This is a genomic window from Prevotella melaninogenica, from assembly GCF_013267595.1.
GTDB lineage: Bacteria > Bacteroidota > Bacteroidia > Bacteroidales > Bacteroidaceae > Prevotella > Prevotella melaninogenica_D.
Genome location: NZ_CP054010.1, coordinates 851193 through 863947 on the forward strand (window position 1 = coordinate 851193; position 12755 = coordinate 863947).

A 12755-nucleotide genomic window follows, 5' to 3' on the forward strand; every position below is an offset into this window, starting at 1 on the left:
TCATTAGTCTACAATAGGTATTTCTAATGACCGAATTAGGACCTAATTGAACTTTACTGTTAACTGCTTAGCCACAACGTGAGGCACCACAGTTGGTACAAATCAGACAACCTTCTTGATAAACAAGGGTCTCTTGGCCACAGACTGGACATTTCAAGCCTGACGCACTCGTACCATCAACAACATACTTCTTCAATGCGCGTTCAACACCATTCTTCCAAGTATTGATGCTTTCGTTCTTCAACTGCAGCGAACCAACGAGCTTGATGACGTGGTCGATTGGCATACGATAACGCAATACACCTGAAATCAGCTTTGCATAGTTCCAATACTCTGGGTTGAACTTCTCTGACAAGCCTTCAACAGTAGTCTTATAACCACGCTTATTCTCAAACTGGAAGTCGTAACGATGACTGCCGTCTTCGGCTGTTTGCTTGATAATCTTACCCTTGGTTACGCTCTTTGGAAGGGCAATACCCTCCTCATCGTCCTGCAAACCAGTAAAGATTTCGTAAGGATAACCCTCTAACAAACCAACGAAAGCCACCCATTTCTCTTTATTGTTTTGGAAGCGTACGACGTCACACTCCAATTCTTTTGGACGAACTTCAATTACATTTGGATGATTACAGATATGCTCATGATGTTCCTCAGCTGAGTTAAGGTCTTTTACCTTCTCCTCATCGACAGGCTTTTCGTCCTTTGTCTTGTCCTTCTTCGATACCGAAATCATCACACCTGAGCGACTTCCGTCACGATAGATAGTACAACCCTTGCAACCACTACGCCATGCCTCAACATAGAGTTTATTCACTAACTCCTCATCAACCTGATTTGGAAGGTTCACAGTCACTGAGATTGAGTGGTCAACCCACTTCTGAATCTCACCCTGCATACGCACCTTCATCAACCAATCGACATCGTTTGCGGTAGCTTTATAATAAGGAGAGCGCTTCACAAGTTCGTCAATCTCTTCCTGACTATACTTCTTCTTCGTATCAATTCCGTTCACCTCCATCCATGTCAGGAACTTACGGTGGTAAACAATGTACTCCTCAAAAGAGTCGCCCACCTCATCAACGAAGTCTACATGTACATCCGTATCGTTTGGATTCACCTTACGACGACGCTTATATACAGGCATAAAGACAGGTTCAATACCCGATGTCGTCTGTGTCATAAGCGAGGTTGTACCCGTAGGAGCAATCGTCAGACAGGCAATATTTCTACGACCATACTTCTTCATATCCTCATAGAGCTGTCCGTCAGCCTCCTTCAAACGAAGGATAAACGGATTCTTCTCCTCTCGCTTAGCATCATATATCTCAAACGCACCACGCTCCTGTGCCATTGTCACCGATGAACGATAAGCATTCAGAGCCAATGTGCGATGAATATCAACAGAGAAGTCGGTTGCTTCCTGTGTTCCATAACGCAAGCCCATAGCTGCTATCATATCGCCCTCAGCGGTGATTCCCACACCTGTACGACGACCCTGACAGCTCTTTTTCTTGATCTTCTCCCAAAGATGATACTCCGCACTCTTCACCTCATCCACCTGAGGATCGGTCTTTATCTTCGACATGATGAGGTCGATTTTCTCCATCTCAAGGTCGATGATGTCGTCCATCAATCGCTGTGCGAGCTGTGCATGACGCTTAAACAATTCCATATCGAAGCGTGCATGATCTGTGAATGGATCGATAACGTATGAATAGAGATTCAATGAAAGGAGTCGACAACTATCGTATGGACAGAGTGGAATCTCACCACATGGGTTCGTTGAAACGGTCTGGAAACCAAGGTCTGCATAACAATCAGGAATACTCTCTCGGATAATTGTGTCCCAGAACAGCACTCCCGGCTCGGCACTCTTCCATGCGTTATGTACTATCTTTTCCCATAATGCCTTAGCAGAAATCTCCTTCGTTACGCTTGGTTCGCTGCTATTGGTAGGGAACTGCTGTACGTAGGTCTTATCCTCAACGACTGCCTGCATGAACTCATCGGTAATCTTCACCGACACATTAGCACCAGTCACCTTACCTTCTTCCATCTTGGCATCGATAAACGCCTCTGAATCTGGATGTTTAATACTTACTGAAAGCATCAAGGCACCACGACGACCGTCCTGCGCTACCTCACGAGTACTGTTTGAATAACGCTCCATGAAAGGAACAAGACCCGTTGAAGTCAGGGCTGAGTTGTTAACTGGTGAGCCTTTCGGACGGATATGAGTCAAGTCATGTCCTACTCCACCACGACGCTTCATCAGCTGCACCTGCTCTTCGTCAATACGCATAATGGCACCATAAGAATCGGCATTACCGTCCAAACCGATTACGAAACAGTTGGAAAGAGATGCCACCTGATAGTTATTACCAATACCCGTCATCGGACTACCAGCAGGAATAATATATCTGAAATGGTCCAAGAGGTCGAAAACCTCCTGTGCCGTCAAAGGGTTCTTATATTTGTTTTCAATACGAGCTATCTCGTTAGCAATGCGCCAATGCATCTGTTCTGGCGACTTCTCATAGATATTTCCGAAGCTATCCTTCATCGCATACTTGTTGACCCACACACGAGCAGCAAGTTCGTCTCCACCGAAATAAGCTAAAGATGCTTGAAAAGCTTCATCAAATGAGTAAGTTTGTTTGGTTTCCATTATTGTCGTTTTAGAATTTTTTTCGTCTGCGAAGTTACTAATTGTTTTCCAAAATAGAAAACATTTACTTAACTTTGTAGCATCAAAATTATCTAAAATGAAAACTATTCATACAAGAAAGACGATAAGAAAATACACCAACAAGGATGTATCGGAGGATTTGTTGAAAACTCTATTAGAGAAGGCTGAACGTACGCCAACAATGGGAAACCTGCAGCTTTACTCGGTTGTCATCACTCGCAACGAGGAAAAGAAGGCGCAATTGGCACCTGCTCATTTCAACCAACCGATGGTCATGGGGGCACCTGTGGTCCTCACCTTCTGCGCAGACTTCCGTCGTACTACGCTCTGGGCGGAGAACCGTAAGGCTACTCCGGGTTACGACAACTTCCTTTCTTTCCTCAATGCTGCCACCGATGCGCTGCTCTATTGTCAGACTTTCTGCAATCTTGCTGAGGAAGAGGGCTTAGGTACTTGTTTCTTAGGTACGACCATTTACAACCCCAAAGCTATCATTGAAGTCCTACAACTGCCTCGCTTAGTGATGCCAGTTGCCACTATCACACTCGGTTGGCCTGCTGAGAATCCACCCCTCACCGACCGCCTTCCTATCGACAGTATCATCCACCACGAGACTTACGAAGACTATACCCCCGACCGTATCGATGCTTTCTATACGCCAAAGGAGCAATTAGAGGAAAACAAACACTTTGTGGAAATCAACAACAAAGAAACCCTCGCACAGGTCTTCACCGACCTCAGATATACAAAAGAGGCGAATGAAGCCCTTTCTAAAGTATTAATAAATTCACTTAAAAATCAAGGATTTATAAAGGAGTAAACAAACCATCAACAACCAACAGCCAACACAGCAAAACTAAAAACGGAGATTTATATAAATCTCCGTTTTTACTTAATATCACTTATCTCCCTTTAATATAATCCCCTCTTTTATTTTACTCCTTGATGTTATCTTGGAGAACGTATAAACAGTATATTCTACTTCACCAGGTTCAAAGACCTTAAAATCCAAGTTCCAGCCTTTATCAGCCATCCAATTAAGAAAATTTCCAGCTGATGTGTAAATTATATACTTCCCTTGCTCATCTACTGGGCGTATCTTATTGTATGATTCAAAAATGGAAGGTGTTTCTTTTAAATCACCAAAATCCAGATAGACCATATAACTTAGACCTCTAAAATAGCATCTTGCTTCGCAGTAATACTTTTTCTCCTGTGCCATTAGCAAGATTGGCACACAAAATAATAGGATTAGTAAAAATAAGTTTTTCTTCATAATTAATAGTTTTAGTACAACATATTCGCAAAGATAATAATAACACCCTTTTCTTACAAATATTTTGTAAACTTTCTACTTATTATATCTATTATGTCCCTCTTTTTCATGTATTTTGTGATGGTGCTAACGCCCCGCACATCATGTGCGGAACGTTAGCACGCTATGTGCGAGGTGTTAACAGTATTGCAGAAGATAATAAAACTCACCCCCCAGCCCCCTCTCAGAGAGAGAAAGAGTGGGAATATAGGAACAGTTTGCTTAAGTATTTAAGTAATAATGGACGGAAACATCTGCGAACCACAAGGGGTATCACGCATACTACTCCCCTCTCCATTCGGAGAGGGGTTGGGGGTGAGGCTTTCTTTTTTCCTCTATTTCCTTCCCCTCTCAATTTTTTTTTATATATTTGCGCCATATTATAATCTATCTATTACACAACCTAAACATTTTAAATTATGGAACACATCCCACAAGTTTTTTGGCTCATTCCTATTGCATCAGTATGCGCCTTGGGCATGGCATGGTATTTCTTTAAGTCTATGATGAAAGCGGAGGAAGGTACTCCCCGCATGGTTGAGATTGCTGAATACGTGCGCCGTGGTGCTATGGCGTATCTGAAACAGCAATACAAAGTCGTATTGATTGTTTTTGTTGTTCTTGCGATCGTCTTCGCCATCATGGCTTATGGCTTCAATGCGCAGAATGAATGGGTACCCTTTGCCTTCCTGACTGGTGGTTTCTTCTCTGGTCTTGCGGGTTTCTTCGGTATGAAAACGGCTACCTATGCCAGTGCGAGAACAGCCAATGCAGCACGCAATGGACTCAACAATGGACTCAAAATTGCCTTCCGTTCGGGAGCTGTCATGGGACTCGTTGTCGTTGGATTAGGCTTGTTAGACATAGCCATTTGGTTCATTGTCCTTACTTGGTTCTATTCTGATAAGATGACAACGAGCGAAATGCTTATCACCATCACAACAACGATGTTGACCTTCGGTATGGGTGCATCGACACAGGCTTTGTTTGCTCGTGTAGGTGGTGGTATCTATACAAAGGCGGCTGACGTGGGCGCCGACCTCGTGGGTAAGGTGGAAGCTAACATCCCTGAAGACGACCCACGCAACCCTGCAACGATTGCCGACAACGTGGGCGACAACGTGGGTGACGTGGCTGGTATGGGTGCCGACCTCTACGAGAGCTATTGTGGTTCGATTCTTTCTACGGCTGCCTTGGGTGCAACCGCCTTTGCAGCCTCATCAGGTGATATGCAACTGAAGGCTGTCATCGCACCAATGCTCATCGCTGCCGTCGGTGTTTTCCTTAGTTTGTTCGGTATTTTCCTCGTAAGAACGAAGGAGGGAGCCACGATGAAAGACCTTCTCCACGCCTTAGGATTAGGCACGAACACGGCTGCCGTACTCATTGCTGCTGTTAGTTTCCTCATTCTCTACCTCTTAGGACTGGAGAATTGGCTCGGTGTTAGCTTCTCTGTCATTGCTGGTTTGGCAGCCGGTGTTCTCATCGGACAGGCAACGGAGTACTATACTTCCCAGAGTTACATGCCTACAAAGGCGATTTCGGAGGCAAGTCATACAGGCTCGGCAACAGTTATTATAAAAGGTATTGGTACGGGTATGATTTCTACTTGCGTCCCTGTCCTTTCCATTTCAGTGGCTATCATGCTGAGTTATCTCTGTGCCAACGGCTTTGACATGTCAATGTCAGCACTCTCTATTCAGCACGGACTCTATGGTATCGGTATCGCTGCGGTCGGTATGCTCTCAACCTTAGGTATCACCTTGGCAACAGATGCCTACGGACCGATTGCCGACAATGCTGGCGGAAACGCTGAGATGAGCGAGTTAGGAGCGGAGGTGCGCCAGCGTACTGATGCCCTTGATGCCTTGGGTAATACGACTGCTGCTACGGGTAAAGGCTTTGCTATTGGTTCGGCTGCACTGACAGCATTGGCACTGTTGGCTTCTTATATCGAAGAAATCAAGATTGCCATGGCTCGTGTCGGTACACAAATGACCAACGTTGCAGGTGAAACCATTGATGCCACAAAGGCTACTATCCCAGACTTCATGAACTTCTTCCAAGTGAACCTGATGAATCCAAAGGTTCTTGTCGGTGCGTTTATCGGTGCTATGGCAGCCTTCCTTTTCTGCGGACTGACAATGGGTGCCGTTGGTAGAGCAGCTGGAAAGATGGTGGAAGAGGTGCGTCGCCAGTTCCGTGAGATTAAGGGAATATTAGAAGGAACAGGCACACCAGACTATGGACGATGCGTAGAAATCAGTACACAGAGTGCACAACACGAGATGATTATTCCATCGCTTTTAGCCATCATCATCCCCGTTGTCGTCGGTCTTTTACTCGGAGTGGCAGGTGTATTGGGCTTGTTAGTAGGCGGTTTGGCAGCCGGCTTCACCCTTGCCGTCTTTATGTCGAATGCTGGTGGTGCGTGGGACAATGCGAAGAAGTATGTCGAGGAGGGCAACTTCGGTGGTAAAGGCTCTGACGCTCACAAGGCAACCATCGTCGGTGACACCGTTGGCGACCCATTCAAAGACACTTCTGGTCCATCGCTCAACATCCTTATCAAACTCATGAGCATGGTCAGCATCGTCATGGCAGGCCTCACTGTTGCTTGCTTATAACAACACTCTCGGAGTAGTTTTCGTGAGAATAAGGCTTTACTTTCATGGAAAGAAATGTTTATCTTCCCAACAGAAAACATTTCTTTTCATGAGGGTAATCCGCTGTGTGCAGGCTGTAAGGCATCAGCCCCTACGGCTAAAGTTATTAATAAGGTTCATTTTAAGACTTCGAAAATCTATAGACAATAAGTTGAAAAATCATTACATAAGTTCAAAGAAAACATTAATAAATAACGGCAAAAACACATATAAAAAGCAAGTTTGTAACCATAAGGAAATCAATTAGTTATAAAGTAGTAACGTAAAAGGTGCTTAATTGGACTTCAAAAGGGCGTTAATAAGACCTCAAAAGGGCACCTTTTGCAAGCCGAAAGAGCATCTTTTAGACCCCTAAAAAGCATGTATTGGTTTTGAGATGAGTGAAAATAGTTTACAAATACTTATAAACCAGAGAACAATAGCTTTTCTATTCATACTTCAATTTACCTTTCTCAATGATTTTCAAAGATTTACTTTAAAAATTTGCAAGATTAAAATAAAAGAACTATCTTTGTCGTGACAGTTTCCACCACGCCTCTTTTAAATGCGTACCAGGGTGGAACTTTTGCTTTTAATACACTTATGAGTAAGCAAATAGCTTGATAAAAGAACCAATAAATAATACATGGACTAAGAAACTATAGACCCTTCAACACATTCGACTGAATCGCTTAAAATACGAAGCGGTAAGAAAGCAGACGCAATTTATAACACAATCTAAAATTAAATTAACAAGAATGACAAATCTAAAAACAGGAGAAGTCATAACCTTCAAATAACACATGAGTTATGAAACGTAGTAGATTATTATTAATAATAATAAATTATATTTATCACGATAATATTTATTTGATGTCTCCAATTGTTGATTGGAATTTATTAGATGTGCTAAATAAAAATATTCGAAATAATTATGAAAGAATTAGACCCATTTTGTTGAAATGGCAGGAAAATGGATATATAAAATTAATAGAAGATAACGAGATTGCTTTTTCTTTTATTCCAGAGAAATTACCATCAAAAGAAAAACTAATAGAAGAGAGCCTGAATTTCAAATAATGATTGATGAGAATGGTGAACTTGAAAACAGGTAGAACAATAACATTAAAATAATATGAAGAGAATAAAAATTGTTCGTGTATTGGCAACTTATATTTGTCATGATCCATTTGCATATAGCCCTATCTGGACATGGGATGGCTTTCCTCCAATTATATATACAGAAAGGGAAAGAATACTTCCTGTATTAAAAGAATGGGAACATAAAGGATATTTAACTTTAATATATGATGAGAAAATAGCCTTTATCCTTAACGTAGAAAAATTACCATCAAAAGAAAAACTAATAGAAGAAAGTCGTAATATTAAATAAAGAATTGTAGAAGTAGAAAAGAAATTAACGAAGAATGTATGGGACTTTGCCTATAGCTGCTTTATTTGTTCAAAGACAAATCATAGATAGAAGATAACCTGCATGTTACATGGCATAATAGAATATTAAAAGGAAAAAATGTCAAAGAGCTGGCACACACTGTAATACATTTGCTATCTCCATTCAAAGAGCATGTCAAGTCTATTTCAAGTGACAATGGTACTGAATTCGCTTGCTATGAGATGATAGGAATAAGTCTTGGGGTCACCTCTATTTTATAAAGAATGTCAATTTTTTCCTCATTCCAAATATTATCCTTACCTTTGTCTTAAGATTATTGACATAAAGCCTATGGTATTACTTGTCAATCCTAAATTATTATTTATATCGTAATATTGCTATGATAAAAAGATTTATGCTGTTCGTTGCAGCAATGGTAGTGAGCATCAGTGCATCTGCACAGTTTCAAGAGGGTAAGGGCTACTTAGGTGCTTCCCTGACAGGACTCGACTTGCACTATAATGGTCAAGACGGATTCAACTTAGGTGTACAAGCAAAGGCAGGTTACTTCCCTTGGGATAACCTCATGGTGCTTGCTACATTCGATGCGGCACACAATGGTTCTGAGGCTGTTGCCGACCATATCAGCGTAGGTGTTGGTGGACGTTATTATATCACACAGAACGGACTCTACTTGGGTGCGGGCGTAAAACTCCTCCATGCCAACCATAACTATAACGACCTGATGCCGGGTGTTGAGGTGGGTTATGCCTTCTTCATCAACCGCTCAGTGACGATTGAGCCTGCTATTTACTATGATCAATCATTCAAGACACATAACTATTCAAATATTGGCTTGAAGGTTGGTCTCGGTATCTACCTCTTTGATGATTAATCAAGAGGAAGACAAGAGATATTATTTTAAGGACTGGCTGTCTTAATATAGGGATGCACCAGTTGGTGTGTCCCTATATCTCTCAAATCAAATGGCAGTTTCTATCGACTATTAAGCAAAGAAAAGAGGTTTGCAACAGCAAATTGCTCTTCGATATCTCCAGCCTACGAGAATTAATTTTAAATGCAACAATACCCTTCTCAACTCTTAGAACGTGCCGTAGAGGCTTTCTCACAGTTGCCAGGTGTGGGGCGCAAGACCGCTCTGCGCCTTGTTTTGCATCTGCTACGCCAGTCGACTGAGGACGTAGATAGCTTTGCGGATGCTGTTATACGTGTGAAACACGATGTAAAGTATTGCAAGGTTTGCCATAATATCTCTGATAATGAGGTTTGTTCTATCTGTTCTGACCCACGCCGAGATGCCTCGGTGGTCTGTGTGGTAGAGAACATTCAGGACGTCATGGCGATTGAGAATACCCAGCAGTTCCATGGATTATACCACGTTTTGGGTGGTATCATCTCTCCGATGGACGGCATCGGACCGCACGACTTAGAGATTGAATCGCTCGTAGAGCGCGTGGAAGAGGGTACGGTGAAGGAAGTCATCCTTGCCCTTGCCAGTACGATGGAGGGCGACACGACCAACTTTTATATCTCACGCAAGCTGAAAGACACAGGCGTGAAACTGTCGGTTATCGCACGAGGTATCTCTGTTGGCGACGAACTTGAATATACAGATGAGGTGACGTTGGGCAGAAGTATTCTGAACCGCACACCTTTTGAATCTTAAAACAACCATGGATAAAACAAGAAAAATACTTCTTACTGAGTTCTTTGGCTCATGCCTTATCACACTGCTCATCATCGCGGTGTATGAACTTGAACTGATCTTGCCCGGTGCGTGGGCTGATGTTGAAAGCAGCAATATGGTTACTGTGCAGTTTCTTATGCAGCTGTTGACCCTCGCTACTATCCCACTTGCACTCTTCCTTTTCAAGATTGGCTACGTACACTCTGACTTACATACCGACGAGAGTCACGTCAGTCGTAAGCTGCTCTTCTGGGGTAGCGTGCGAATAATGATGCTTTGCGTTCCGATGATACTCAATACCTTCTTCTACTATGCCTTCGGGGATAGTGTAAGTTTCTTCTATCTTGCCGTCATCTTAGCGTTGAGCTTATTCTTCGTCTTCCCCAACAAGAAGCGTTGTGAGCATGAATGTTCTATGGATAATTCAGAACAAGCATAAATGAAGCTGAGCGTTGTCATCGTTAATTATAACGTAAAATACTATCTCCAACAGTGTCTTGAGAGTCTTCAGCGCGCTTTGAAAGGCGTTGAAGCAGAGGTATTTGTGGTTGACAACCATTCTCATGACGGCTCCGTAGCCTACCTGCGCAGCCGTTTCCCTGATGTTCACTTCATTGCCAGTACGCATAACTTAGGCTTTGCGGGTGGTAATAATATTGCGATTCGCCAAAGTAAGGGCGAATATGTCTTACTACTCAATCCCGACACGGTTGTGGGCGAGGAGGTTATCCATGCTTCTATCGACTTCATGGATAGTCACCTAACGGCTGGAGGACATGGCGTACAGATGCTTACTCACTGTGGTGAACGAGCCTTAGAAAGCCGTCGTGGCTTGCCGTCACCCATTGTTTCGTTCTATAAGATGGTAGGACTTTGCAAGCATTTCCCACAAAGTGACCGCTTTGCACATTATTATATGGGTAGTCTGTCGTGGGATGTTCCAGGCAAGATTGAGGTAATCAGTGGTGCTTACTGCTTCCTTCGCAGGGCTGCCTTAGACAAGGTAGGACTCTTAGACGAGGACTTTTTTATGTATGGCGAGGATGTCGACCTCAGCTATCGACTGTTGAAAGGTGGCTTTGAGAACTGGTATCTCCCTGTGCGCATCCTACATTACAAGGGCGAGAGCACACAGAAGTCGAGCTTCCGATATGTCCACGTCTTCTATGATGCCATGCTTATCTTCTTCCGCAAGCATTATGGCGGTATGAATGCATTGTGGCGACTACCGATTAAGACGGCTATCTACGTGAAAGCCTTTGGTTCACTGATTGGTACTACCATTCGGGCAACGAGAAAGAAGTTGGGATTTCGTACTTCGAAAGATAAATCATTCCCACATTATATATTTGTTGCAGGCGAAGATGTCATGGGAAAATGCCAACGATTGGCTACAGACAATGCCCTCGTGGCAGAGTATCGAGTAGCGGATAAGGACAGCTTGCAACACACACACGCCAACCTAATCAAGGAGTTTGGAGGCAAGAACAGACCTTACTGCATCGTCTATGACACCGACTTGTTCAGCTATCAAGACATCCTGAATGTCTTTGCCGAACAGCCAAAACAGAATATTCACATTGGTTTCTACCATAGAAAGGAGAACAGAGTCGTCACCATGATGGAAGTTATAGGAGATTAAAACATGGAAAAGAAACAGCACGTGGAAGTCAGACTGAGAGCTATGGAGCCGGAAGACCTCGATATGCTCTATCACATTGAGAACGATCGTAGCCTATGGAACATCAGTGCAACGAATGTTCCCTACAGCCGTTATGCCCTACATAATTACATTGCTGATGCGAAAAACGATATCTATATCGACGGACAACTGCGTATGATGATTGAGAATCGTGAGCAGGAAATTGTCGGTGTGATAGACCTTGTCAACTTCGACCCAAAGCATCAGCGGGCGGAAATGGGTATTATCATCATGAAACCATTTCGCCAAAAAGGCTATGCACAAGCCGCTATTTCCGCCCTAATCGACTATACGCGCAATGGGTTACACCTCAAACAAATCTACGCTGTAGTAGACGTTGACAACGAGGTGTCAATCCGCTGTCTTTCGTCCATTGGTTTTACAAATGGTAGTATACTGAAAGAGTGGCTTTATTGCGACGGACAATACAAGGATGCAAGGGTAATGCAACTTTTTATATAAAAAGCATAAATTAATTTTGGTGGAATAGATTTTTATTATTACCTTTGCACTCGCAAAACAGAAAAAGGGTTTAAAACATCCATTTTGGTGCGTTAGTTCAGTTGGTTAGAATGCCTGCCTGTCACGCAGGAGGTCACGAGTTCGAGTCTCGTACGCACCGCTGAAACCCCAAATCTGTAATGCATGGTGCGTTAGTTCAGTTGGTTAGAATGCCTGCCTGTCACGCAGGAGGTCACGAGTTCGAGTCTCGTACGCACCGCTGAAACCTTGGCTTCCCGCCAAGGTTTTTTTGTTTATGATAGGTAAAAGGTAACGAGTAAACAAGTCGACGAGTTGACAAGTCAACAAGTTGCTTGTAAGAAAGACAGAATAAAAGAACGAGGATTTACGTATAGAATAACAAGCAACTCGTATACTTGTAGACTTGTTAACTTGTCAACTTACACGAAAGAGACAAAGTAACATGAAAACATATATTTAAAGAAGAACAAGTGGACGAGTGAACAAGAAGACAAGTGAACAAGTTGCTTGCCGAAAAGCCAAATAAAAGAACGAAGATTGGCGTATAGAATAACAAGCAACTCGTCTACGTGTAGACTTGTTAACTCGTCAACTTGCCGAAAAGCCAAAGTAACATAAGAGCTTTTAGGTTTATTAAAAAGATATCGGTTGAAGCAACTGAGGCACCGTCGGTACGTAGAGCAATCAGAGGCTGTTTGCCAATTTTATTAAAGTTTCTATGTACAAAGTATTTACCCAAAAAGGTATAAAGATTCTGTACGCTTCGTCTCTGTCGCTCTTTGTGCTCTCGGCACCTCTTGTATATTGTGTTTAACTCCAT

11 protein-coding genes, 2 tRNA genes and 1 pseudogene are annotated in these 12755 nt (G+C 42.9%); 12 read left to right on the forward strand and 2 right to left on the reverse strand.

Going from position 1 to position 12755, the window contains the following annotated elements:
• Positions 1-67 precede the first annotated feature (67 nt).
• On the reverse strand, positions 68-2668 hold the full coding sequence (locus FIU21_RS03230; RefSeq protein ID WP_004359221.1) for an adenosylcobalamin-dependent ribonucleoside-diphosphate reductase: 2601 nt from the start codon (positions 2666-2668) through the stop codon (positions 68-70).
• 97 nt (positions 2669-2765) lie between these two features.
• On the opposite strand from FIU21_RS03230, the gene FIU21_RS03235 reads away from it, so the two are divergent.
• Complete coding sequence (locus tag FIU21_RS03235; RefSeq protein ID WP_004359220.1) at positions 2766-3509, forward strand: nitroreductase family protein; 744 nt, start codon at positions 2766-2768, stop codon at positions 3507-3509.
• Between the two features lie 78 nt (positions 3510-3587).
• Here FIU21_RS03235 and FIU21_RS03240 read toward each other — a convergent pair whose 3' ends face one another.
• Positions 3588-3965 (reverse strand): hypothetical protein, encoded by a 378-nt coding sequence (locus FIU21_RS03240; protein ID WP_036885808.1) that lies wholly within the window; start codon positions 3963-3965, stop codon positions 3588-3590.
• Between the two features lie 458 nt (positions 3966-4423).
• On the opposite strand from FIU21_RS03240, the gene FIU21_RS03245 reads away from it, so the two are divergent.
• The 11 genes and pseudogenes from FIU21_RS03245 to FIU21_RS03290 all read left to right on the forward strand — a co-directional run bounded on the left by FIU21_RS03245 (position 4424) and on the right by FIU21_RS03290 (position 12173).
• A complete protein-coding gene (locus FIU21_RS03245; RefSeq protein ID WP_004359218.1) occupies positions 4424-6631 on the forward strand; it encodes a sodium-translocating pyrophosphatase in 2208 nt (735 codons plus the stop codon).
• Between the two features lie 828 nt (positions 6632-7459).
• Positions 7460-7729 carry a peptidase gene (locus FIU21_RS03250; RefSeq protein WP_227950369.1) on the forward strand — a complete coding sequence of 90 codons (270 nt, stop codon included), beginning with the start codon at positions 7460-7462 and terminating at the stop codon, positions 7727-7729.
• Between the two features lie 55 nt (positions 7730-7784).
• Entirely contained in the window at positions 7785-8042 is a 258-nt protein-coding gene (locus FIU21_RS03255; RefSeq protein WP_004359216.1) for a hypothetical protein, read from the forward strand.
• A gap of 125 nt (positions 8043-8167) precedes the next feature.
• Positions 8168-8311, forward strand: a pseudogene (locus FIU21_RS13515) (IS30 family transposase); the annotation flags it as partial.
• Between the two features lie 146 nt (positions 8312-8457).
• Complete coding sequence (locus tag FIU21_RS03260) at positions 8458-8937, forward strand: outer membrane beta-barrel protein (protein WP_004359215.1); 480 nt, start codon at positions 8458-8460, stop codon at positions 8935-8937.
• Between the two features lie 183 nt (positions 8938-9120).
• Positions 9121-9729, forward strand: coding sequence for a recombination mediator RecR (recR, locus tag FIU21_RS03265; RefSeq protein WP_004359214.1), 609 nt, complete (start codon positions 9121-9123; stop codon positions 9727-9729).
• Positions 9730-9736: 7 nt separating this feature from the next.
• A complete protein-coding gene (locus FIU21_RS03270; RefSeq protein ID WP_004359213.1) occupies positions 9737-10189 on the forward strand; it encodes a hypothetical protein in 453 nt (150 codons plus the stop codon).
• Entirely contained in the window at positions 10190-11392 is a 1203-nt protein-coding gene (locus FIU21_RS03275) for a glycosyltransferase family 2 protein (RefSeq protein WP_004359212.1), read from the forward strand.
• A 3-nt stretch (positions 11393-11395) separates the two neighbouring features.
• Positions 11396-11914, forward strand: coding sequence for a GNAT family N-acetyltransferase (locus FIU21_RS03280; RefSeq protein ID WP_004359211.1), 519 nt, complete (start codon positions 11396-11398; stop codon positions 11912-11914).
• Between the two features lie 86 nt (positions 11915-12000).
• Positions 12001-12074: transfer RNA gene (locus FIU21_RS03285), tRNA-Asp, on the forward strand.
• 25 nt (positions 12075-12099) lie between these two features.
• Positions 12100-12173: transfer RNA gene (locus tag FIU21_RS03290), tRNA-Asp, on the forward strand.
• The last annotated feature ends 582 nt before the right edge of the window (positions 12174-12755 follow it).